The organism is Desulfoscipio gibsoniae DSM 7213, from assembly GCF_000233715.2.
GTDB classification, from domain to species: Bacteria; Bacillota; Desulfotomaculia; order Desulfotomaculales; family Desulfallaceae; genus Sporotomaculum; species Sporotomaculum gibsoniae.
Window position 1 is genome coordinate 2015043 of the sequence record NC_021184.1, and the last position, 24860, is coordinate 2039902.

Sequence of the window (24860 nt, forward strand, 5' to 3'; positions counted from 1 at the left end):
CACCTCATCTTTTTGAGTACAAGTTTGGGGTAGTCGGAAGAATGTCCCCAATTACTGGTGAGGTGATAGAAAGTGGAAGAACAAATGAGAGAAAAAATCGAGCAACTCTGCAAAAGCCGAGGCGACAGTAACTTTGGCGACGTAATGATAGTAGGCGGCGGAATCAGCGGCATACAGGCCTCCCTGGACCTGGCCACCGCCGGTTTTAAAGTCTACCTGGTGGAAAAAGCGCCCAGCATCGGCGGCCATATGGCCCAGCTGGACAAAACCTTTCCCACTAACGACTGCTCCATGTGAATACTCTCGCCCAAGCTGGTCGAGGTCGGCCGGCATCAAAACATAGAAGTCTTCACCTATACCGAAGTAGAAAAAGTAGTAGGGGAAGCTGGAAACTTCAAAGTAACATTAAACAAAAAGCCCAAATATATCGACGAGAGCCAATGCACGGGCTGTACCACCTGCGTAGAATACTGCCCGGTCCAATACCCGGACCAATTCAACCAGGAAATATCAAACAACAAAGCAGTCCACATCTACTTCCCGCAGGCTATACCACTCGTCGCCTATATAGACGAAAGCTGTCTATACCTTAAAGAAAATAAATGCCGTATCTGCGAAGGCGTATGTAAAAACAACGCCATCGACTTCAATCAAACGGCGGAGACAAAAGAAATAAACGTAGGCGCGATAATCCTGGCCACTGGCTTTGAACCCTATGATCCAAAAGAGCGTGCGGAATATCGCTACGGCGAATTCGAGAACGTCATAACCAGCATGGACTTTGAGCGGCTGCTGAGCTCAACCGGACCATACTCAGGTGAAATACTGCGCAACTCAGACAAAAAACATCCCCATAAAATAGCCTGGATCCAATGCGTCGGCTCCAGACAAGTAACCCCGGGCGGCAACAGCTATTGTTCAGCCGTATGCTGCACCTATGCTCAAAAACACGTAATCTTAACCAAAGACCACGACGCAGAAGCCGAGTGCACCATATTCCATAACGACATCCGCTCCTACGGCAAGGACTTTGAGCAATTCTATGAAAGAACAGCCAACCTGCCCGGAGTCCGGTTTATCAGAAGCTACACATCAATAGTGCGCGAAGACCCGGAAACCAAAAACGTCACAGTACGCTACTCCACCACCGACGATGGAGTAAAAGAAGAAGAATTCGATATGGTAGTACTATCAGTCGGATTAAATCCCCCGGTCGACGCGCAAGGCATAGCCAAAAAATTCGGCATAGAACTAAACAACCATGACTTTTGCAAAATCAACCCCGTCAACCCAATGGAGACCAACAGACCCGGGATATATGTAAGCGGAGCCTTCCAGGGCCCTACAGACATACCCGAATCAGTCTTCAGCGCCAGCGGAGCCGGCTCCCAATGCGGAGAACTCCTGGATTACAGGCGGGGAAATCTGGCTAAAGAAAGGATATATCCTCCGGAACAGGATGTCTCCCAAGAAGAGCCGAAGGTAGGAGTATTTGTATGCCATTGTGGAGCTAACATCTCCAGAATAGTAAACGTACCATCAACAGTAGAATATGCACTAACCTTACCCAACGTCGTCTACGCCCAGGAACAACTGTTTTCATGCGCCACCAACTCCGCCCAGGAAATAACAGACATGATCAAAGAAAAAGGACTCAACCGGGTGGTAGTCGCCGCCTGCTCCCCCAGGACCCTGGAACCGTTATTCAGGGACACCCTTCGGGAAGCGGGAATAAACCAATATTACTACGAAATGGCCAACATCAGAGAACATAACTCCTGGGTTCACGCCAAAGAAAAAGAAGCAGCCACCCAAAAAGCCAAAGACATAATCCGCATGTCGGTGGCGCGGGCTACCCATTTAGAACCCTTACAGGAATTTGACCTGCCGGTAAACAAAACCGCATTAGTAGTAGGCGGCGGTATAGCCGGCATGAACTGCGCACTCTCCATAGCCAACCAGGGACATCAAGTCTACCTGATCGAAAAAGCAACAGACCTGGGCGGAATCGCGCGAAAACTGCATTATACCCTGGAAGGCCTGGATGTACAATCGTACTTGCGTGAACTTGAACGCAAAGTATATCAAAACCCACTGATACACGTATATACCAGCGCCACCATCCTGGAAGCCACCGGCTACATCGGCAACTTCGTAACCAAAGTCAAGTCCGACCGGGGCGTAACAGAAATAAAACATGGCGCAGCCGTCATCGCCATCGGTGCAGATGTATACAAACCCACCGAATACCTTTACGGAGAAGACGACCGGGTAATGACCCACCTGGAACTGGAAGAACAAATCGCCGGACAAGACCAAAGGCTCATTGACGCCGAAAGCCTAGTCATGATCCAATGCGTGGGCTGCAGAAACGAAGACAGAAAATACTGCAGCCGGGTATGCTGCAGCGAATCCATAAAGAACGCCCTAAAACTAAGAGAACTAAACCCCGAAATGGACATCTACATTCTTTTCAGAGATATGAGAACATACGGACTCAAAGAAGATTATTACCGTGAAGCGGCAAGTAAAGACATAAGATTCATCCGCTACGAGCCGCAGGATAAACCAGAAGTAGAAGTCGGCGAATCGGATGAAGGCCGGCCCGTTCTAAAGGTAACCGTAACCGATCCCATTTTAGGCAAAAAGCTTGAAATAGATGCCGATACAGTAGCACTAGCTGCTGCTGTCATACCCTCAGCAGCAACCAAAGAAATAGCCGATTTATTCAAAGTAACCCTGAGCCCCGACGGCTTCTTCAAAGAAGCCCACGTCAAATTAAGACCTGTAGAATTCGGCACAGACGGCGTTTACCTATGTGGACTGGCACACTATCCCAAGCTAATACCGGAAACCATAAACCAGGCTTACGGAGCAGCCGGCCGGGTCTTAACGCTGCTCTCGCGTGACACAGTCGTCGCCTCGGGCTCAGTATGCGAAGTAAATGAGAAAAAATGCATGGGCTGCGGAGCATGTTCCTCGGTATGTACCTATGGCGCCATAGAACTTCGCGAAACACGACAGAGCAAAAAGGCAGTAGTAAATCCTGTGCTCTGCAAAGGAGATGGTCTCTGTAACGCCAAGTGTCCGACAGGGGCTATTACACTCAAACACTTTAACGACAAAGAAATAATGAGCCAAATTGACGTCGTAATACCAGAAGCAGAAATCATAAAACAAATTGACGCGGCGGTAGGAGAATAGAACCTGGATTACAAACAAAGGTGGTGAGGACGAATGAGTACAGGACATAAATTTACACCAAGAATACTGGGTTTTGTATGCCATTGGTGAGTATACGGCGCTGCTGACTTGGCTGGCGTGTCCAGACTACAATATACAACAGAAATGAGACTTATCCGGGTCATGTGTTCCGGAAGAGTTGACCTGGCACATGTACTCAGAGCCTTCTCAAATGGAATAGATGGAGTATTTATCGGCGGTTGCCGTTTAGGTGAATGTAACTATATTACCCATGGAAATTACCACGCACTAAACATGGTGCTTCTGGGTAGAAGAATAATAGAACACCTGGGATTAAACCCCGAAAGATTAAGAATCGAATTTATGTCCGGCAGTGAAGGAAACCTTTTTGCCGAAGTTGTTAACGATTTTGTCAAGCAGGTGAAGAACTTAGGGCCACTTGCCAAAGGGGAAGGCATAGACGAAAAAGAACTTCAGGCCAAACTCGCAGAAGTTACAAAGCTAGTCCCCTACATTAAAGTGGTCAAGCAGGAAAAACTGGCGGCACGTCTTGGGAACCCGGAAGAATACGACGGGCATTTCACAAGTGAAGAAATAGATAAGCTATTTAGTGAAGTAGTCTCGTACTATATTGACCCCGAGAAGTGCCAGGCCTGTATGACTTGCGCGAGAAGATGCCCCGCAGAGGCGATCATAAGTGCCAAGAAACAGATCCATGTAATTGATCAGGATAAATGCATCAAATGCGGAACTTGCTTTGAAGCTTGCCCACCTCGTTTTGGTGCCGTAACCAGGATTTCCGGCGGGCCTGTTCCGCCTCCTATTCCTGAGGGAGAAAGAGCTGTTGTCAGGAAGAGTAAAGAAAAATGAGAGCAATCCCTTTGCCGTTGATTGAAAAGAAAGTTAGTTCAAGCAAGGGAAGGGATGATTATATTGGAGGCAGCATAAAATGTCGGAATAAATCCCGACATTTTATGCTGCCTCCAATATTTAAAGCCCTCAGTTTGAAGAGACTTAATTCCAAGCGGAAATATAGCCGGAGAAGGCTGTGAAGTATGGCGTGGCGCAAACCCTCGGTTCCCGCGAAACTGGTAGGGGTTTTTTTATTGCATATTTAGACTGTATGATTTTCTGACACAGTTATTTCTAAGCATTACGCATTTTGCCCTACCTGGTTTGGAAATGTTCGCAATGCTAGGATTATACCTTTAAAGGCGGACCGGGCGTGAAAGCCAGATTTGCAAAGAATTGAACTTTTAAAATGAAGTGTTGTATTAATTTACAGTGTATGATAATCATACATTATTTAGACAGCCCTTTCTACTGCAAGAAATGCATTCTAAACGTTCGTTTTTTATCTGGTTTATCACTGAATGTAATTTTATTTTTTTTTTAAATGTAGTGGGGTATTATTTGCAGGCGATCATAGCTACTAAAAATGTTGATTTAAGTTTTCTTAAATTTCAAATTTGTATGCTAATTAGCATAAAAATTGCTTGATATATAAAAACAAAAAATAAAATTTGTAAGGAGGGATTTCCTGTCTATTAAAATTATTTTAATTAATTGTAATTGGTAAAAAGGCTTAGGAATCAAAATAATACACAAACATAAAGCAATTTGCACAGCTGAAGGTCATGACTGAGGAGATTCCCGAAAGGGATAAAAAGATACTTAGAGGTGTTGAAAAATGAGGTACGCAGAGACAGGATATAATTTAGAAATTGATTTGTCTACAGGAAACATTGAGCGGGTTGAAACCGACCCCAATTTAACAAAACTTTTTCTAGGAGGTCAGGGTGTTAACGCCAGGATAATATGGGATAGGGTTGGTCCTGAAGTTAAACCCTTTGATGAAGGTAATTTGCTGATATTTGGCGCCGGCCTTTTACATGGCACACCTGTTGTCGGGTGTAACCGTACCAGTGTGAATACCATTAATCCCATGACAGGCATTTTTGGACATTCAACGATGGGAGGATATCTCGGGCCGGAAATAAAACATGCTGGTTACGACAGAATAATCATTCGCGGCAAGGCCCCGAAGCTGGTTTATATATGGATAAAAAACGACAAGGTGGAAATACGCGATGCTTCCCATCTTAAGGGGAAAGGCGTTCGAGAAACTACGCGACTGATTAAAGAGGAGTTGAATGAACCGTTCGCCCAGGTGGCCTGTATCGGCCCGGCTGGTGAAAACAAGGTCCTTACGGCAAGTCTCGAACATAATTGGAACAGTGCGGCTCGAGGGCCAGGCCCGATCATGGGTGACAAAATGATCAAGGCAATTGCTGTTCGCGGAACAAAGGACATCTTTGTCGCCCATCCGCAAGAACTTTTTGAGTTATGCCTCAAAATGAAGAAGGAAATCCATGCGAGCGATGGTTGCGGGGACTGGATGGCAACCGATGAGGATGACAGTTTCCACCATAATAATTTTTCTTGGGGTAATTCTCGGACACGCATAAAGAATTATTGGAGTAAAGAACTCCAAGAAAGATGGACTCGTTGGAAATATGACCATATGGACAGACAAATGGGTTGCTATAACTGTCCTAAAGGATGCATTAATATTATTTCCTGGCCGGGCCATCCAAGATTTGGTTATAAGTGTTACGGAAAAGACACCTATCATATGTCAGCCTTTAAAGAACTGAACTATAGTTATGAATTACTTGGTTATTGTCAGGATTATGGACTGGATTCATATTCAACGCCGCAAACTCTCGCCCTCGGCATAGAACTATACGATGCCGGTATTTTAACTGACAAGGACATGCCTAATTTCCCGACTGACTCCGGGGACAGAATTAAGTACCTGATTGAAAAAGTTGTTCACCGGGAAGGAATTGGCGATATATTGGCCAATGGCTCTTGGCATGCGGCCCGTATAATTGGCAACGGCGCAGAAGAATTTGAACATAATACCGTGAAAAAAATGGAGCAGTTACCCATCAAGCTTGGCAAACTGAACCCTGCCTATTACCTCATGATAGCCACTGGTGAGAAGATGGCCATCACCCAGATTGAAGGGTCCTTCCCCCAAGACCCTATTCGTGATGTAGAAGAAAGGAAAAAGTTTGTCGAGCATTGGGATGCAGTCCCAAGTCAAATATTTAAAGATATATTTATGAAATGGGAAAAGCGTGATGAGATGTCTATTGAGGATACCTGCTTAGTTACTGACTGGAATGAGGCGATGCACTACGTTGATGACTCCACCGGACTCTGTGGTTTTGTGTCATCATTCAGAGGCCAGTTTGGTGGGAAAACGGCATATTCTTTCAATAATGTGCCACAAATAATTAAGCTTGCGACCGGCATGGAGATTGACAAAGACGATCTTTGGGAAATTTGTCGAAGGAACCGGACTTTGATCCGAGCCATTAATAATAGATTAGGTATTAGAAGAGTCGATGACGATCCACCCAAGGATCACTGGGCGGTGAGGAACCCTGAGCTTGAAGAAAAGCTGCTTGATGCCTATTATGACTTAAGGGGATTTACCAAGGATGGAATTCCCACCAAAGAGGAATTGTATAAACTGGGTTTGGACTATGTGGCAGATGAATTGATTCAGAGAGGGATTTTGGATCCTGACGAAGGTACTCCTTCCCAAGAGGCGGCAAAAAAAGAACAACAAAAGTCAGGGGGGTGCTAACCGTGGCTGGAACAGGTAAGAAAATAGTTAAAACAATAAAAGTTGATCTTGATAAATGTAATGGTTGCCGTGGATGTGAGATGGCTTGCTCCGCATATCATGCAACGCCAAAGTATAGCAGCATGAATCCGTCCAGGTCCCGGATTCGCGTGGTTATGGATCCATTTAATGATGAGTATGTTCCAATTCGCGCCACTGATTATACTAAAGCCGGGTGTGATGGCAGACGCGTTTACACAATTAAAGGAAAGGAATACAGCGAGTGTAGCTTCTGCGGCACCATCTGTCCGACCAGGGATTTATTTTTTGACCCCGATTCCGGCCTTCCTCTCAAATGCGATTTATGTGAAGATGAAAAAGAACCTTTATGTGTTCAGGCGTGTCCACAAGGCTGTCTGACTTACGTCGAGCTGGAAGAAGAAGAAATCGAAGAAGCCAAGCTGGGCGATATGGAAATAGGATTGAAATCGTTGGTAGACAAATATGGATTGAAGAAGTTAGCGGATACCTTTGCCCGAATGTCTCAGAAGGGCTAAAACGTTAATGTGGAAGGAGGGATTACAAAGTCGTGGAGACTGAAGCCCCGATTAGAGAGGTCATCGAAGAAATAAAAGAGAGCGGTGGAGACGCCGTCAAATTCTGTTACCAATGCGGAAAATGCGATACTGTTTGCCCCTGGAACAAGGTAAGAAATTTCAGTATGCGCAAACTAATCCGGGAAGCAACATTTGGTTTAACAGAAATAGAGCACGAAGAGATCTGGCGTTGTACCACCTGTGGCAAGTGCGTTCAGAGATGCCCCAGGGACGTACAGCAGATTAAAAATATGATCGCATTGCGCAGGATGGCCACGGGATATGGTGTATTCCCCACTGCAATCAAGCCTGTCCGCACCGTAAGCGCAGGCCTAACCGCAGATGGTAACCCCTTTGGTGAAGATCGCACCAAAAGGGCGGAATGGGCCAAGGGTCACTCTGTAAAAACCTTCGAAGAAGGGATGGAAATATTATATTTCCCCGGCTGCTACTTAAGCTATGACGCAAGATTAAAGAAAGTAGCTGTTGCCACAGCCAAAATCCTCAACAAGGCAGGGGTGAATTTTGGGATATTGGGTGCCGGGGAGAACTGCTGCGGTGAAAGCATCCGCAAGACAGGCAATGAGGATTTATTCAAGCAATTAGCCAGGGAAAACATCAAAACATTTATCGACAACGGGGTCAAGAAAATCCTTGTTTCTTCCCCTCATTGCTATCACACCTTCAAGAACGAGTATCCCGAATTTAATGTGCACTTTGAGATAGTGCATATTTCCCAGTATATATTCGAACTGATTAATGAGGGAAGGCTTCAGATCAGTAAAGAATATGCTAAAAAAATTACCTATCATGACCCCTGTTACCTGGGCCGACACAATGGCATATATGACGAACCGCGAGGAATCTTACGGAAGATACCCGGTTTGGAACTGATCGAGATGCCCGAATCCCGGGAAGATAGCCTTTGCTGCGGAATGGGCGGAGGCAGGATCTGGATGGAAACACCCATGTCTGAAAGGTTTGCCAACCTAAGATTAGAGCAAGCTATTGGGGTTGGGGCTCAAGAATTAGTTACTGCCTGCCCCTACTGCATCACCAACTTTGAAGATAGCAGGGTAGTCCTGAATTATGATGATGTTATCCAGGTTAAGGACATTACGGAGATCCTCCAAGAAGTTATTTAACGGAAAGGCACCTACCAGGGCGGAAGGAGCTATATCAACTTAATGGTGGTGTACACACTTCAACTATATCCGATACCAGATCGGGCACATAACACCTTGAACAAAATCCAGGTTGAATGTTTGTTATCAACCTGAGTTCGAATGCTGCTGAGTACTGGTCGTGTTCCGTCAGAAATGCAACTCAAACGGCAAAGATACAGGTTCTGGTTTTACTTCGCGACACACGCCAACAGGGAGCGCCGTCGGCATACTTATTACTTTGGCATTGACTTCTTTGGTTATGCACGCGGAGGCTGGTTGGGTGTATATTCCACCCGGATCAACTTGGTTGTTCAATACATTAAATACGGCTGACCCGGCCAAACCCGGACAGTACGGGTAAATAAAAACTGATGAGGACTGAGACAAATGGAAAAAGAACTAGAGAGAATTGGAGGACAGCTTGTTAAAAGTCTTGCAGGCAGTAACTATGGAGATATTATGATCGTCGGTGGAGGTATCAGCGGAATTCAAGCCTCCCTTGATCTTGCCACTGCCGGTTTTAAAGTTTACCTGGTTGACAAAGCACCAACCATAGGCGGCCACATGTCCCAGCTGGACAAAACCTTTCCCACTAATGACTGCTCCATGTGCATTGAATCGCCCAAGTTTGTTGAATGCAACAGACATCCCAATATAGATATTATGACCTATACTGAAGTTGATAGTGTAGAAGGGGAAGCAGGAGACTTTAAGGTAACATTAGTTAAAAAGCCCAGATATGTCATAGAGAGCAAATGTACGGGTTGTGGTACCTGTGTTGAATACTGCCCGGTTACATACCCTGATCAATATAATCAAGAAATATCGGCTAATAAAGCTATTCATGTATATTTTTCCCAAGCAGTTCCCCTAGTCACATATATAGATGAAAGCTGTCGTTACCTTAAAGGAAAGACATGTACTGTTTGCCAAGCAGTTTGTAAGAACGACGCCATAGATTTTAGTCAAACGAAGGAAAAGATAGAAGTAAAAGTAGGGGCAATAATTTTATCTTTGGGCTTTGAGCCCTTTAACCCCAAGTTGAGGGCAGACTATGGCTACGGAAAGTATGAGAATGTGGTAACCAGTATGGACTATGAACGGCTATTATGTTCCACCGGTCCATATGAAGGAGAAATACTGCGCACCTCCGACAAAAAGCATCCCCATAAAATAGCCTGGATACAATGCGTAGGCTCCAGACAGGTCATTCCCGGCGGTAACAGCTATTGCTCAGCCGTATGCTGCACCTACACCCAAAAGCAGGTAATTTTGACCAAAGACCACGACGCCGAAGCCGAGTGTACCATATTCCATAACGATATTCGATCCTATGGCAAGGATTTCGAGCGCTTCTACCAGAGAGCAAACAACCTTTCCGGCGTTCGATTTATAAGAAGCTATGTATCAATAGGAAGAGAAATCCCGGAAAGCAAGAACGTAACAATAAGATATTCTACTGTTGAGGATGGAGTAAAAGAAGAAGAATTTGATATGGTAGTATTATCCGTAGGATTGAACCCGCCTACAGATGCAAATGGCCTGGCAGATAAGTTCGGCATTGAGCTTAATACGCACGGATTCTGTAAAACTAATCCCATTAATCCTATGGAGACTTCTCGCCCGGGAATTTTTATAAGCGGAGCATTCCAGGGCCCTGTAGATATACCAGAATCGGTTGTGACCGCCAGCGGAGCTGGTTCCCAATGTGGTGAACTTCTTGACTACCGGCGAGGGAATCTATCCAGAGAAAGGGTGTACCCGCCGGAAAAAGATGTCTCTAGTGAGGAGCCCAGGGTGGGTGTCTATGTGTGTCATTGTGGGGCTAACATCGGGAGAGTAGTAGATGTCCCTTCCGTAGTTGACTATGCCTTAACCTTACCTAATGTTGTTCACGCCGAAGATAACCTTTTTATATGTTCTACTGATGCTGCCAAACATATATCAAACTCGATTCGAGAAAAAGGTATCAATCGTGTGGTTGTCGCCGCCTGCACACCCAGGACACATGAGCCGTTATTCCGGGACACACTTAGGGAGGCGGGAATTAATCAATATTACTTTGAATTTGCTAATATTAGAGAACATTGCTCTTGGGTCCACTCCAAAGAAAAGGAGGAGGCCACACAAAAGGCAAAAGAAATAATCCGAATGTCGGTAGCCCGAACTGCTCTCTTGGAACCATTACAGGAATTTGATCTTTCCGTTAACAAAACGGCTTTAGTGGTCGGAGGGGGCCTGGCGGGTATGATCAGTGCTCTATCCATAGCTCACCAGGGACATGAAGTTAACCTGGTGGAAAAGAATACGGACCTGGGTGGGATGGCCAAAAAAGTTTACTATACCCTGGAAGGGCTCAATGTTCAAGCTTATTTGCATGATGTTATACGCAAAGTTTATCAACATCCATTAATACATGTATATACTGATGCCGCCATTACGGAGGCTACCGGTTATGTAGGTAATTTCATAACCAGGGTAAAATCTGAAAGAGGGGTTACAGAGATAAAACATGGTGCAGCCATCATCGCAACTGGTGCCCAAGTATATAAACCCACCGAATACCTTTATGGTCAAGATGACCGGGTAATGACCCACCTGGAATTAGAGGAGCAAATCGCCAAACGAAACGAAAAAATAATTAACGCAGAAAGCCTCGTCATGATCCAATGCGTAGGCTGCAGAAACGAAGACAGAAATTACTGCAGCCGGGTATGTTGCAGCGAGTCTATAAAAAACGCCTTAAAACTTAAAGAACTAAACCCCGAGATGGATATCTACATTCTCTTTAGAGATATAAGGACGTATGGTTTCAAAGAAGACTATTACCGTGAAGCAGCAAGTAAGGAGGTAAGATTCATCCGCTATGAGCCTGATGATAAACCACAGGTGGAAATAGGTGAATCCGATGAAGGCCGGCCAGTTCTAAAAGTTACCGTAGCCGATCCTATTTTAGGTAAAAAGCTTGAAATAGATGCCGATGCACTTGCCTTAGCTGCCGCCGTTATTCCCTCCACAGGAAGTCAAGAAATAGCCGGATTATTTAAGGTATCCTTAAACCCGGATGGTTTCTTCCAGGAAGCCCATGTCAAATTAAGGCCTGTAGACTTTGCCGCGGAAGGAATTTACTTGTGCGGGATAGCTCACTATCCCAAGCTTATATCGGAAACGATTAGCCAGGCTTATGGAGCAGCCGGCCGGGTCTTAACTCTTCTCTCACATGATGCAGTCACGGCCTCCGGCTCTGTTTGCGAAGTAGATGAGGACAACTGCATTTCATGTGGAGCATGTATCTCAGCCTGCACTTACGGCGCCATAGAATTTCGTGAGACACAAAAGGGCAGAAAAGCTGTCGTTAATCCCGTGCTCTGTAAAGGAGATGGACTCTGTAATACAAAGTGTCCAACAGGGGCTATTTCACTAAAGCACTATACGCACGAACAAGTCTTTCGTCAAATTGACGCGGCGGTTCCGGAGGCAGAGATTATAACTAAAGAGGTGAGATAAAAGTGGGTACAGGAACAGAGTTCAAGCCAAGAATTCTAGGTTTTTTATGTAATTGGTGAGCATACGGCGCTGCTGATTTGGCTGGAGTTTCCAGACAACAATATGTAACTTATGCTAAGCTTATACGCGTGATGTGTACTGGCCGAGTCGAAATAGAATTTATACTCAGAGCTTTATCAAACGGAACGGATGGGGTAGTTATCGGTGGTTGTCATCTTGGAGACTGCCATTATAATACTCATGGAAACTACCACGCACTAAACATGGTGTTTCTATGTAAAAAAATAATGGAACACATGGGTCTAAACCCCGAAAGATTAAGGATGGAATTTATGTCTGCCGGTGAAGGAATCCGTTTCACCGAAGTTATGAATGACTTTGGTAAAACGGTGAAGGAATTAGGACCACTAGGCCAAAGTGAAGGAATAGACGAGACTGTATTAAAGTTAAAACTTAAAGCAATTACAAAGCTGGCCCCCTACATTAGACTTGTACTTAATGAAAGGCTAAGAGTACATTTTAATACAGTAGAAGAATATAAAAAATTCTACTCCGGTGAACAGTTAGAAAAAATATTTCGTGAATTAATAGCAGATAAATTTGCACTAAGTCAAATTATGTTACTCTTGCGGGAAAGACCCCTTTCAACTGAAGAAATAACTAAGATTTTAGGACTAACCCCATCTGAAATATCAAGGCACCTTAATACTTCAGCAAGGCAAGGATTAGTCAAATACGAAGATAGCCAGAAACGCTTTGCTCTCGTTTAGAGGAAAGGGGACACACCTCAGCTTTGGGGTCAAGGCTTTGGGGTCGAGGAATGTCCCCAACGTATGAAAAGGCAGACAGTGGCTCAGGGGAAAGAAGGAGGTCAGGTAAAGAGACTATGGATAACGATAGAATTGAACAAATATTAAATGAACATCAGGGCCAAGCCGGTTCACTGATTAAAGTATTAATGGAAATTCAGGAACAAAATCATTGGCTGCCTAGAGAAGTATTAGTGAAGGTTAGTGAAAAATTAGAGGTGCCTTTAAGCCGGGTATTGAGAATAGCTACCTTTTATAAAACATTCTCTTTAACTCCTAAAGGACGTCATGAAATTCACGTTTGTACGGGTACTGCCTGTAAAGTTCGTGGTGCGCAGCGGGTTCTCGACGAGGTGCAAGAACTGACTGGAATTAAACCCGGCGAAACTGACTCGGATTTGAAGTTTAGCCTGGAGACCGTTAACTGCCAGGGCTGCTGTTCTTTAGGTCCAATGATCGAAGTCGATGGAAAGACTCACAGTAAGATATCGCCTGCCGAGATAGCAGACGCGTTAAAAAAATATGAGTGAGGGAGCATTATGGCACGTATAAATTCAGTCGCTGAATTGGAAGAACTTAGGAAGGGTATCTTATCAAAAATAGAACCCGATAAGCCTTGTATTGCCATATGCGCGGGAATCGCCTGCCTCGGCCTCGGCAACGACAGGGTTATCAGCGCTTTTGAAGAAGAGATCAGGAAACAATCCTTAGAAACTAAAGTTGATATTAGAGCAACCGGCTGCCATGGCTTTTGTGAAAAAGGACCTATTGTTGTTATCTATCCTGAAGAAATCTGCTATTTGGAAGTAACGCCGGAGGATGTACCGGAGATTATAACTCAGACTGTAGTTGGAAAGAAAGTGATTGATCGACTAATTTACACCGATCCCAACACTGGTGCAAAAGCAGTGCATCAATTTGAGATACCTTTTTACAAGAATCAATCGCGGCTACTTATTGGCAATAACCCTAAAATTAATCCCAAAAGCATAGAAGATTATCTGGCAATTGGCGGTTATTCTGCGTTAGCCAAAGCGCTTTTTGCGATGAACCCCGAGCAAGTCCTTGAAGAAATAAAGAAAGCCAACTTGCGCGGCCGGGGCGGCGGTGGATTCCCTGCCGGTTCGAAGTGGGAGACTACCCGAAACGCGCCCGGAGAAGAAAAGTATGTAATTGTCAATGCTCACGAGGGTGAGCCCGGGGCGTTTATGGATCGAGCCCTCTTCACTGGGAACCCGCATCTCGTGTTGGAAGGCTTAATCATCGGAGCCTATACCATCGGTTCACATCAGGGATTTATCTATACCCGGCATGATACCCCTCAGCTAAGAGAAAATATTGATATTGCCCTATCTGAGGCAAAGGAGTACGGACTCTTAGGTAAAAATATCCTTGGCTCCGGCTTCAACTTTAATGTTGAGGTGCATCTAGATGTAGGGATATTCGTTTCCGGCGAGTCCAGTGCATTAATGAGGTCAATAGAAGGGAAAGCACCGGAACCAAGACCCAAATATATTCGTACTTCGGTTAGTGGTATTTGGAATAAGCCCAGTAACTTAAACAACGTGGAGACCTGGGCTAACGTGCCTCAGATAATTAATAATGGCTCAAAATGGTATAGCAGTATCGGGACAGAGCGGAGCAAGGGAACAAAACTAATATCTTTATCAGGTAATATATGTAATACAGGAGTCGTGGAAGTTCCCATGGGTACCTCGCTTAAAGAGATTATCTATAACTTTGGTGGTGGAATACCAAACGGAAAGAAACTTAAAGCAGTTCACTTTGGAGGACCTATGGGAGGTTCTATTCCCGAGAGTCTCATCGATAGTCCACTTGACTTCGATGTGCTTTCAAAACTGGGCACTTCACTGGGCGCAGGCGACATGCTGGTATTGGATGAAGATAACTGTATGGTTGAAGTCGCCAGGTACTTCCTTGATTTCCTCAGTGGTGAATCGTGCGGCAAATGTGTACCATGCCGTGAAGGTATCAGGCAGATGCTTAAAATCCTCACTGATATCACCGATGGAAAAGGAAAAGAAGGGGACATTGAGCTTTTGGAGGAAATAGCCGGGGTAGTTGGTGAAGCAGCTCTTTGTTCGTTGGGCAGGAGTGTCCCTAAACCATTATTGAGCATGTTAAAGTACTTTAGAGATGAGTATGAGGCGCACATCAAGGATAAACGGTGCCCGGCTCTTTTCTGCAAGGAGCTGAAGAAGGGAGAACTATAACCTAAAGGGAGCAAAGAAAAAATGAGTGAAATTATTTTACAAATTGACGGAAGGGAAGTTGCAGCAGAGAGCGGGATGACCGTTTTAGAGGCAGCACAAGGGGCGGGAATATCGATTCCGACACTTTGTCACCACGAGATATTAGAACCTTATGGTGCTTGCCGCCTTTGCACAGTAGAAGCAGAAGTTCGCGGTCGAACCAAGCTTGTTGCCTCCTGCCTTTACCCGGTGGAAAAAGATTTAATCGTAAGAACCAGGTCTGAGAAGGTAGACAAGATTCGCAAAATGATTTTAGAATTGTTACTGGCCCATGCTCCTGAAGCCAGGGAATTGCAGGGTTTGGCACAAGAGTATGGCGCAGACAAAAACCGTTTTGAAAAAGAACCTTCATTTTGCATTCATTGTGGTTTATGTGTAAGATACTGTGCTGAGGTTAAAAAGAAGCATGCTATTGAATTTGTTGATAAAGGAACAAAACGGGAGATAAGCTTTATTCCAGAGATAGCCTCTAAGGAGTGCTGGAATTGTAAAGAATGTTTTCCGCTTTGTCCTACAGAGGCGTTACAAGCAGCTTTCGTTTTAACAAAAGAACTTGCGTTTTTCTCTCTTTCTTCGGAACCCGTGCCGGCGGAATAGTATACAATTAATACCCTTGTGGAACGAAATCAAAATTGGGGCAGCATAGAATTTTGGGATTTATTCTGAAATTCTATGCTGCCTCCGGTATTTTCTTAATAAATTACTTCCGATAATAGATATTATGTAAACTAATAAGAGCAGCATACCCATTTCTGACAAGTGTTTTAAAACCTTTACTAATCTCTGGAATATGACGGCAGCTAGTAGTCATACTGTTGTAATGAACGCTGTTAAAACATCTGGGCTAAAATAAAACTTTGGCAAAATGATTATATAAGTGCAGTCACTAATATTTAAAATTCGATTATATTTGATTATAATTGTCAAGCATAATTGTTAAAGATTACTGTTGCGTTTAGGGCCATGATTGGAAAAACTGGTTTACCGCACGGTTTGACAACCTGTATGATCTCTGATATGCATTTTCGGGTGATGAAATAAGGTTTCCATATCGGGAAACCTTATGAGCATTAATTGTGAGCATTAATTGTATTATGTAAACTTAACGCTTTACTTGCCTTTCTTTACTGGGAATACGCCACCATGAATTCTTTTGGCATCAGAGACGTTAAAGAAAACCTCCGGGCAAATTTGATTAATTATTTTCATTGCTTTACTAAGATCTTTCCTTTTTATTAAAACAAACAATATTATTCTTTCACCATCTCGTCCACAACCGGTTACGCTGGTTACACCAAAACCTTCGTTGCGCATTTGATTAGTAATATCATTTACAAGACTCATGGGCGGATATATCTGTATTGATAAGAACCCCATGGCCAGTCGCTCTTCTATCAAGCTTCCTATATAGTTTCCAGTTGCAAAACCGCCCGCGTAGGCGATTACTTTGCCCGGGTCATTCAAACCACCCTTTAGAACTTCGTTTAATGCCAGTACAAATACGGTAACCTCAAAAAAACCAATTACGGCAGCTAAAATTCTGCGGTCACGCATTAACATTAATATGCGTATCACGTCCAGGGACATATCTATAACTCTGGCCCCAAAAATAAACAGGTAACCGAATAGTATTGGTAGCCACTGCTCCATTGCTAACCTATCCTCCAAATTTATTAAGTTTATAAGATTTATAAGTCCATAGTGAGTATAGCATTAAAGTATAAATACAGTATGTTCGTAAGTATGAGCACAATTATAAACTTAATATATTAAAGTGGGAACATATATGTGTTCCCACTTTAATATCATTTGCTTTTTACTTGCTAACTTGTTTTAGGTGCTATTAACTTATTTTTATTGCATTTCTCCATTACGTAATAATAGTTTTGTAGTAATTTTTTTGTGCAATGTTGTGATGAAATAGATTCAGCATTCATTATGGCGTTTTGACTCATTGTATAATGCAAATTTTCGTCGCCCAATAGCAATTTTACTTTATTTACAAACTGGTCAGTATCTAATTCTGTTAAAAATCCATCAACACCGTGTACCACCATTTCGGATATGCCAAAGGCTTTAACTGCCACTGTTGGTAACCCTGCCGCTTTAGCCTCCCCCACCACCAGTCCCTGGGTTTCAGTAACCGATGCAAAAACGAAAATATGGGCACTATTATATGCTTTGGCCATTTCTTCTTTGGATAATGTGCCGGTGAAGATAACCTTTTCTAAAATCCCAAGCCTATCAGCCAGAGTTACCAGCGCATCTTTTTCAGGACCGCCGCCCACCAGTATTAATCTAGTGTTTTGGAAAGCAGCATTGATGTCTGCAAAGCTTTTGACAATAAATGAAAAGTTTTTTTCTTTGGCCAAACGGCCTACGGATATTAATAATTTTTCGTCGCTATCGATATTAAATTTTTGGTGCAGCCAATTTTTTTCATTGGTTTTGAAGCTGCTGATATTTATACCGGTGGGTAACGTTTTTATTTCGGTGTTTACCCCCCATTTTTGCAAATGTTCACCAATAATGTCGGTGGGTACGATTACCAAATCGCAGTGGTTGCAAAAATCTGTACAAAACTTTTTGGTAATCTCTTTAGTTATATTTTGCCCTATGGGCACATAATGAACATATTGATCATAAAGAGTATGAAATGTAAATACCAGTGGTATATTCAATTTTTTGGCGCAGCGTGCTCCCAAACGACCCAGTAAAAAAGGTGAATGGACGTGAATGACATCCAGTCCAATTTTCTTCAAGGTAGGGCGCAGTCGTATGGAAAATGGTACAGCCAGGGCAAAATCATGGTTTGTCGGTGCTGGTATGGAAGAAAATCTAAATACCCCGTTTTCTTTCAATTGCTGTTGATGTTGATTCGGGTAGTCGGGTGCAAAAATGAAAATTTCGTGACCCTGAGCCTTTAATTCCTCAGAGAATGTTTCGATCGACCGGACCACTCCGCTGGTATACGGCCGGTAACTGTCTGTAAAGATGCCTATTTTCAGGCTCAAAGATTAGTCACCTCCCGGGATAATGGATGGTTGTTATCATGGTACCAGTAACAATCCATTTCTTTAATGCGCCAACCTTCATTTATTTTATTTAAAATAAACACTCCCCTGCCCGTTTGTACACTATGTGTTATAACATCGGTTTCTGTTAAATAGGCTATAGCTATGGCTATATTACCATTGTTATAAACAATATGACAGTTTTCTAAAAAAGTCAAGCTGTACCAATCTGTACTTGTTTCTCTATATTGCTCCACTTGTTTTGTAATCTTTTCCAACGTAGGAGATGCAAATAATTTGCTTAGTTCCACCCGGTAATGAGTTCCTTCTGTCCACCATTCATATTCCACCGCTTGTTTGATTAACTGTGTAATTTCTTGATTATCAGCATCGTAAAAAAAGTTTTGCGATCTAACTGAACATTGAACAACGGAACAGCTGCCGATAGAGCAGTTAATGAAATAACTTAATGATAAGAAAACGCAAATAATAAAAGAAATTAAAGTTTTAATGAACAAAAGCAATTGCCCCCTTTTTATGGTAATATAAGTATATATTACCATAAAATACAAGCAATTGCTTTATGATTTACTGTATTTATTAAAGTTTATAGTCCCCTGCTGTTTTCTGGCCTTAAAGGTATTGCTCCTGGTTGGGTTATGGCCCGATCCAATATGGCTATTAGACTGTCCCTATCTCTGTTTAAAACCCCGCGCAGCGGTAGATAATTAGATGCGTGATTGGTCCTAAAAACGCAGTTAGTTAAATTTATGTGTTCCAGCAAGCATCTCATTTCCTGTAGCATTTGCATGGCATCGGGCAATACAAACTTTCCTTCTTGTATTTGGCGATATAATACTGTATTGCGAACCGGCATCAACGTCAGCGCACTTAGATAAGTGGGATTCATAGCGCTAATGACCCTGGCGGTTTCCCTGGCGTGTTCCTCCCATAATGCAGTACCCCCTAGACCGTTGATGATGGTCACTGATAGTTCAAAACCCGCCTGAAGAGCCTTTTTACCTGCCTGTATCATTTCCTCGGCAGTTACTCCTTTGCAAACGGCTCGCAGAATATTGTCACTGCCACTTTCCACGCCCATGTATAATAACTTAACACCTGCGGCTCGAATATCCTTTAACTCATCCATTGACTTTTCCAGGATATCTTTAGGAGCAGCGTACATGCTAATTCTCTCTAGACCCGGAAATTTTTTATTAATGTGAAAAGAAGTTTTTAATATAAGGGGTGTGGCTGCCGCCAGAGCGTCGCCGTCCGCTAAAAAAACCTTTTGAACACCCGTCATTTGAGATGCACATACATCAATGTCATTTTTTATTTCTTCCCAATCTTTAATGCGGTATTTTTTGCGTTTATAACTACCGCAGAAAGTGCAGGCATTATGCCGACATCCAATGGTAAGCTGCAGTATAAGGCTAAATGCTTCACTGGGCGGTCTGAATACCGGTGGTTCCAGATGCATACTAAAATAACACTCCTCTCTTTGTTTTCTCATTCTGAATACCAATGTATTACCTTCTCAATTTTGCATCAGTTATAGCACCCTTTTCCCTATAAATAAAATATAAATTTATAATCTATCATCGTTGTATTAATCGCCCAGACAAATACCCAGCTGCCTGGCTACCCTGACTAATTCCCCATCAACGGGCACTGTATGCGATTCACCTATGGCCTGTTCCAGTGGCGCTGACTTAATGTTCTGGCCTTTGAGGCATACCATGCTGCCGAATTGGCCTTCGGCGATTAAATTTACCGCTCCTGTGCCATAGCGGGTGGCTAAAATGCGATCATATGCTGTTGGTGACCCACCTCTTTGCAGGTGTCCCAGCACAGTCACCCTAGATTCTTTGCCGGTGGCGGATTCAACAGCCTGAGCCACCACATTGCCGATGCCGCCCAATCGTATGGGATCAAAACTGTCTTCTACATGTTTGCTGACCACCATTTCACCACCCAGGGGTTTGGCGCCCTCGGCCACTACTATGATACTGAATTTTTTCTTTTCACGGCTGCGGGCATTGATCTTTTCCACTACAATATCCATATTGTACGGTATTTCAGGTATTAAAATAACATCGGCCCCGCCGGCTAAACCTGATGCCAGTGCTATCCACCCTGCGTAACGTCCCATTACCTCCAACACCATAACCCGGTGATGGGATTCAGCTGTGGTATGAAGTTTGTCAATGGCATCAGAGGCAGTGGTGAGGGCGGTATCAAAACCAAATGTCTGGTCGGTGGCCGAAAGGTCATTGTCAATAGTCTTGGGAACTCCTACAACCTTTAAACCCTGATCATATAATTCTTTACCAATAGCCAGGCTACCATCACCGCCTATCACGATGAGTGCCTCAATGCCGTGAATGCTGATATTTTCAAAAACCCGGTCCGATACATCAGCAAAAGTTTTTTCATTGCCTTTAACCACCGGGTAATGGAATGGATTATCACGATTAGTGGTGCCGAGAATGGTTCCACCTCTTGGTAATATGCCCACTACGTCCGCCTCGGTCAATTCCCGGGCTTGATTTTTAATTAAACCACCAAAACCGTTTTCAAAACCGACTACGGTCATTTGGTACTCCTGGATGGCAGTTTTTACAACAGCGCGGATTACGGCATTTAAACCGGGTGCATCGCCTCCCCCGGTCAGAACTCCAATGCGTTTAACCACAGACTTAGCCATGTATATCCCTCCCTAAATATATTTGATAGAACATTAAACCGTTGATGCCATACTGGTTATAAAATGCTCAATACAAGTGTTTGTTTGCTGGGGATTTTCCAACATGATCATATGACCTGCCTGTTCAATTATTTCTAATTGTGAGTTGGGGATATTATCCGCTAGATATTGGCTGTACTTAGGCGGTGTTAAACGGTCTGCAGCGCCCCCGAGGACCAGTGTGGGTGTATTAATGGCCTGAACACGCTCCATATAATTAAACCCGTCACAGGCCATAAAATCATTATAATATATACTGGGGTCGGTATTTTCCATTTCCCATTTGGCCTGTTTTATTAGTTCAGGGCTCGCCGCTTCGCTGTAAGCATAATTAACTAAATCGGGAAATAATTTGCCGGCTGCAAAGGTATCTAATATAGCGGATGCAACGCGCAAGCGAGCCCCGGTGCCAATTAAAATAAGTCCATTCAGTTTAGTAGGATAACGAAGGGCAAAGTCCATGGCGATGGCTCCCCCCATGGAATGACCGGCTATAACAAACTTGGTGCCCAGAACCCGCTCGGTCAGGTCAAATATAAAATCAGCATAACCCTCAATTTTATTGTATGGTTTTCCTTCCGAGTTACCATGCCCAGGCAGGTCAACGGCTATGGTTAGAAATTTTTTGCCCAGTGCTGTGGTTTGATAGGCCCAGTGTTTATGGCTGCCCCCTGCACCGTGGATAAATACAATGGCGCATTGGATATTATTCTGGGGGGGAACCCCGGCCGCATAATGATACATTTTACTTTCGATAACAACTTTAGGCATTGATAAACCCTCCATTATAAAAAAGCCACCGGTATTTTTAGAACCGGTGGCTTATGCTAAATTTCAGGAAACCGGTTGCTAGTGTTCTGAATAACGCTGCCATTTTTCGCTCCTAAAGGTCGGCAGTAATACTAAAAATTATTTGGACACTAGCATAAAATGTTTTAGTGGTGGACATTGCATGATTGTTTAGGCTTGTTGTTCTCCCCGGTAAATTTACTCCATTTTAATGCAAAGGCATAACAAATGGCCAGCATTGCGGTGGTAGTAACCACGCCGAATACTAATCCCTGCCACCAGCTTTCAAAAAACATAATCTGCTCATCTCCTTCCCTGTAAATATTATAACGCTATTCCGCCTGTGCGGACATATCATTTAGTGTTTCTTTTAATTTGCCAATTGCTTCACCGTACCCCGCCCAGTCGCCATTTTGCAGTTTGCTTTGGGCTTCATTATATAAATTGTTAGCTGTGTTTATTAAATCTCTAAGCGTTGCCACCGGCACTTCGTCTGTGGGCGGCTGCTGCTGCTGTTCATTGGGGCCGGTATCATTAACCGCAGTGCCGAAAATTCTATTCAAAGCGATATCCAAAGTGGGTTCCATGACAACTTGGTCATGATGGGCAACGATCACCCGGCGCAGTTCCGGCATTCTGCTTTGTTCAGATTGTAAATACAGCGGTTCCACGTAAAGTAAAGAGTCCTTGACAGGTATAACCAGCATGTTCCCCCTGATTACTGATGATCCCCGCTGGTTCCACAGCGTCAGCTGCTGGGAAATTACAGTATCCTGGTCGATGCGGGCCTCTATTTGCATGGGGCCGTATACCAATTCCTGTTTGGGGAACTCATATACGAGCAGATCGCCGTAATTAGGTGCGTCAGACCTGGCAGCCATCCAGCCAATCATATTTGTTTTGTTGTTTGGCGTAAAAGGCAGTATTAAAACATATTCCGTCTTTTCACTTTCCGGCAGCCTGATAATGTTATAATAGGGTTCCAACTCTACTTCTTCATTATAAAACTTTTCAGTAGGCAGGTTCCATCTATTCTCTTGATTATACAATACTTCAGTATTGGTCATGTGATAGACTGTATATTTTTCCGCCTGAATATTAAAAAGGTCAATGGGATAACGGATATGCTCCCTTAAATCTCCTGGCATTTTATCTAGCGGCTTAAAAACACCGGGAAATATTTTAGCATAAGTTTGTATAACCGGATCTTCAGCATCAGCTACGTAAAAATCCACCTGTCCGGTATAGGCGTTGACTACTACCTTTACCGCATTGCGAATGTAGTTGTTCCCACCCTTGTAAGGCTCTGAATAGGGATACATGTTCGATGTGGTATAGGCATCCCACATCCAGTGAAGAGCACCGTCATTATCAATCACTAAATACGGATCACTGTCGTAATTGAGAAAAGGGGCCAGTTTGGGAACTCTGTCCTGGATATTGCGGTAATACAATATTTGGCTGCTATTCTCAACATCACTGGCCAGAAGCATTTTATAGTCGGCAAAGGCCAGTGCAAAAATTACCTTGCGTAAAAATCCATTTACCTTTACGCCATTGTCACCCTCGTAGGTGGTGTAGGCGTTTTCGGTTCCCACCGGGTAGTCAAACTCCTCGGCTTTTGTGTTTACTATCACATAATTATCCGTTAACTCACCAAAATATATTTCGGGCCGTGTTATATTTTTATCAACGGCGCTGGTGGGAGGAATATTTTTGATAAATAGCTCCGGCAGTCCTTCCGAGGTCGTTTTGTTGACGGGGTTCATAGTTAAGCCATAACCATGGGTGTATTTCAGCCGCTGGTTAATCCAAGTTTTAGCGTTATCCGGCAATTGTGCCTGGTCAAGTTCCCTGGCTGCCAACATGACCTGCCGGTATTCACTATTAATCGTATAGCGGTCGATATCGATATTTTCCAGCTCGTAATATGGTCTAATCTCTTGCAATTGTTGGTATGTTTCGCTCAGTGGCCGCCAGTCCCAAAGTCTTATGTTGTTTACCGTTTCCCGGTTGTTTTCTATATCGGCTTTACTGAGTACCTGTCCCGCAGGGAATTTTTTTACCTCCACCCGGTCCAGGTTGTATGCCATGCTGGTGTATTTTATGGAGTTGGCAATGTAGGGTGACTCTTTGTTCAGCTCATTTGGTCTTACTATAAGACTTTGAATTGCTGATGGATAAATGCTGCCTAAAAGTATTGATGCCAAGAATAAACCGCCAATGCTGTAAAGGATAAGTTTAAACCGGCGTAAAAAAATGTTGATAATGATAATCACGGCAATGAGCAGGGCAATGAAAAATAATGCCTTATATGCCAGTAACCGGGCATGAATATCTGTATAACCTGGTCCAAAAGTGACACCGTTGCCGGAATATAAAAGCATATATTGTTCTAATCGATAACCCCAGGCACGAACCAAGAAAAAAAGCGCCGCTAAAAAAGACAGATGCAGCCTGGCAGCCATGGAATTAAAAATTTTACCCAATCCATCTCTGCCGGTTTCTGCCAGAAAGTATACCATAGCCACGGTGAAGGCGGACAAGATAATGAACCAAGTCAACAGCTTGTAAAGGAACTGATAAAATGGCAGATTAAAAATATATTTGCCTATATCATTATTGAAAATAGGATCGGTAACGCCAAAGGCGGTGCTGTGCAAAAATTTTTGCACTATAACCCAATCACCGGTTACCGCCGTGCTTACGAATATACCCAGGGCGGCGCTGATGGCCAGGTAGGTTAAGGTAAGTAAACGCGGTGTTAAATACTTGTTTAGGGGTGATTGGTGAATTGTTATAATATCATCGTCAGTTTTATTAATCTGGCGGGCACTTATGCTCTGGAGTACTGATTTTCTTGTTAGCATTAAATTAATAAAGATAAACAGAAATGCTATTAACCCTACCAGCACTCGCAGTCCTATCTCGGAAAGCAATATTGTTTTAAATATATTACTATAACCAAGAGACTGGAACCACAGCCAATCAATATAAAGATGCGAACCCCACCAAGCTACAAGCAGGATTATTGCTAAAACTGCAGCAACTATACTTATTAGCCACTTAAAGCCTTTTTGCAATAAATCTCCTCCTTAATTATAAAACCAAAA

18 protein-coding genes are annotated in these 24860 nt (G+C 43.5%); 10 read left to right on the forward strand and 8 right to left on the reverse strand.

The window, feature by feature from the left end:
• Positions 1–72 precede the first annotated feature (72 nt).
• The 10 genes from DESGI_RS09395 (at position 73) to DESGI_RS09440 (ending at position 15792) form a co-directional block, all read left to right on the forward strand.
• Positions 73–3204 carry a CoB--CoM heterodisulfide reductase iron-sulfur subunit A family protein gene (locus tag DESGI_RS09395; RefSeq protein WP_015617961.1) on the forward strand — a complete coding sequence of 1044 codons (3132 nt, stop codon included), beginning with the start codon at positions 73–75 and terminating at the stop codon, positions 3202–3204.
• A gap of 33 nt (positions 3205–3237) precedes the next feature.
• Complete coding sequence (locus DESGI_RS09400) at positions 3238–4074, forward strand: hydrogenase iron-sulfur subunit (protein ID WP_015617962.1); 837 nt, start codon at positions 3238–3240, stop codon at positions 4072–4074.
• Positions 4075–4894: 820 nt separating this feature from the next.
• A complete protein-coding gene (locus DESGI_RS09405; protein WP_006524745.1) occupies positions 4895–6865 on the forward strand; it encodes an aldehyde ferredoxin oxidoreductase N-terminal domain-containing protein in 1971 nt (656 codons plus the stop codon).
• Between the two features lie 2 nt (positions 6866–6867).
• Positions 6868–7401 carry a 4Fe-4S dicluster domain-containing protein gene (locus tag DESGI_RS09410; RefSeq protein ID WP_006524744.1) on the forward strand — a complete coding sequence of 178 codons (534 nt, stop codon included), beginning with the start codon at positions 6868–6870 and terminating at the stop codon, positions 7399–7401.
• 32 nt (positions 7402–7433) lie between these two features.
• Positions 7434–8585 (forward strand): (Fe-S)-binding protein, encoded by a 1152-nt coding sequence (locus DESGI_RS09415; protein WP_006524743.1) that lies wholly within the window; start codon positions 7434–7436, stop codon positions 8583–8585.
• Positions 8586–8993: 408 nt separating this feature from the next.
• A complete protein-coding gene (locus DESGI_RS09420) occupies positions 8994–12113 on the forward strand; it encodes a CoB--CoM heterodisulfide reductase iron-sulfur subunit A family protein (protein WP_006524741.1) in 3120 nt (1039 codons plus the stop codon).
• Positions 12114–12115: 2 nt separating this feature from the next.
• Entirely contained in the window at positions 12116–12883 is a 768-nt protein-coding gene (locus tag DESGI_RS09425; RefSeq protein WP_015617963.1) for a hydrogenase iron-sulfur subunit, read from the forward strand.
• A gap of 50 nt (positions 12884–12933) precedes the next feature.
• Positions 12934–13452 carry an NADH-quinone oxidoreductase subunit NuoE family protein gene (locus tag DESGI_RS09430; RefSeq protein ID WP_245561167.1) on the forward strand — a complete coding sequence of 173 codons (519 nt, stop codon included), beginning with the start codon at positions 12934–12936 and terminating at the stop codon, positions 13450–13452.
• A gap of 9 nt (positions 13453–13461) precedes the next feature.
• Positions 13462–15156 (forward strand): (2Fe-2S) ferredoxin domain-containing protein, encoded by a 1695-nt coding sequence (locus DESGI_RS09435; protein ID WP_015617964.1) that lies wholly within the window; start codon positions 13462–13464, stop codon positions 15154–15156.
• A gap of 21 nt (positions 15157–15177) precedes the next feature.
• A complete protein-coding gene (locus DESGI_RS09440; protein WP_015617965.1) occupies positions 15178–15792 on the forward strand; it encodes a 2Fe-2S iron-sulfur cluster-binding protein in 615 nt (204 codons plus the stop codon).
• Positions 15793–16305: 513 nt separating this feature from the next.
• On the opposite strand, the gene DESGI_RS09445 is transcribed toward DESGI_RS09440, so the two are convergent.
• From DESGI_RS09445 to DESGI_RS09475, 8 genes are all read right to left on the reverse strand, one after another.
• Complete coding sequence (locus DESGI_RS09445; RefSeq protein WP_006524523.1) at positions 16306–16845, reverse strand: DUF2179 domain-containing protein; 540 nt, start codon at positions 16843–16845, stop codon at positions 16306–16308.
• Positions 16846–17018: 173 nt separating this feature from the next.
• Complete coding sequence (locus DESGI_RS09450; RefSeq protein ID WP_006524524.1) at positions 17019–18209, reverse strand: glycosyltransferase family 4 protein; 1191 nt, start codon at positions 18207–18209, stop codon at positions 17019–17021.
• The gene (locus tag DESGI_RS09455) at positions 18206–18727 is read right to left on the reverse strand and encodes a hypothetical protein (RefSeq protein WP_006524525.1); all 522 of its coding nucleotides are present in this window, start codon (positions 18725–18727) and stop codon (positions 18206–18208) included. Before DESGI_RS09455 ends, DESGI_RS09450 begins: the two co-directional genes overlap by 4 nt.
• An 89-nt stretch (positions 18728–18816) precedes the next feature.
• Positions 18817–19692: a radical SAM protein gene (locus tag DESGI_RS09460; protein WP_006524526.1), complete on the reverse strand. Its 876-nt coding sequence runs from the start codon at positions 19690–19692 to the stop codon at positions 18817–18819.
• Positions 19693–19821: 129 nt separating this feature from the next.
• A complete protein-coding gene (locus DESGI_RS09465; protein ID WP_006524527.1) occupies positions 19822–20919 on the reverse strand; it encodes a 6-phosphofructokinase in 1098 nt (365 codons plus the stop codon).
• A gap of 33 nt (positions 20920–20952) precedes the next feature.
• Complete coding sequence (locus tag DESGI_RS09470) at positions 20953–21729, reverse strand: alpha/beta fold hydrolase (protein WP_006524528.1); 777 nt, start codon at positions 21727–21729, stop codon at positions 20953–20955.
• 164 nt (positions 21730–21893) lie between these two features.
• On the reverse strand, positions 21894–22043 hold the full coding sequence (locus tag DESGI_RS25165) for a hypothetical protein (protein WP_006524529.1): 150 nt from the start codon (positions 22041–22043) through the stop codon (positions 21894–21896).
• 36 nt (positions 22044–22079) lie between these two features.
• Positions 22080–24830 (reverse strand): UPF0182 family membrane protein, encoded by a 2751-nt coding sequence (locus tag DESGI_RS09475; protein ID WP_006524530.1) that lies wholly within the window; start codon positions 24828–24830, stop codon positions 22080–22082.
• Positions 24831–24860: the final 30 nt, after the last annotated feature.

Coding starts and splice junctions, on each gene's coding strand:
- DESGI_RS09405 (WP_006524745.1), top strand. CDS start 4,895: ATGAGGTACGCAGAGACAGGATATAATTTAGAAATTGATTTGTCTACA.
- DESGI_RS09420 (WP_006524741.1), top strand. CDS start 8,994: ATGGAAAAAGAACTAGAGAGAATTGGAGGACAGCTTGTTAAAAGTCTT.
- DESGI_RS09430 (WP_245561167.1), top strand. CDS start 12,934: ATGTCCCCAACGTATGAAAAGGCAGACAGTGGCTCAGGGGAAAGAAGG.
- DESGI_RS09435 (WP_015617964.1), top strand. CDS start 13,462: ATGGCACGTATAAATTCAGTCGCTGAATTGGAAGAACTTAGGAAGGGT.
- DESGI_RS09440 (WP_015617965.1), top strand. CDS start 15,178: ATGAGTGAAATTATTTTACAAATTGACGGAAGGGAAGTTGCAGCAGAG.
- DESGI_RS09445 (WP_006524523.1), bottom strand. CDS start 16,845: ATGGAGCAGTGGCTACCAATACTATTCGGTTACCTGTTTATTTTTGGG.
- DESGI_RS09460 (WP_006524526.1), bottom strand. CDS start 19,692: ATGCATCTGGAACCACCGGTATTCAGACCGCCCAGTGAAGCATTTAGC.
- DESGI_RS09465 (WP_006524527.1), bottom strand. CDS start 20,919: ATGGCTAAGTCTGTGGTTAAACGCATTGGAGTTCTGACCGGGGGAGGC.
- DESGI_RS09470 (WP_006524528.1), bottom strand. CDS start 21,729: ATGCCTAAAGTTGTTATCGAAAGTAAAATGTATCATTATGCGGCCGGG.
- DESGI_RS25165 (WP_006524529.1), bottom strand. CDS start 22,043: ATGTTTTTTGAAAGCTGGTGGCAGGGATTAGTATTCGGCGTGGTTACT.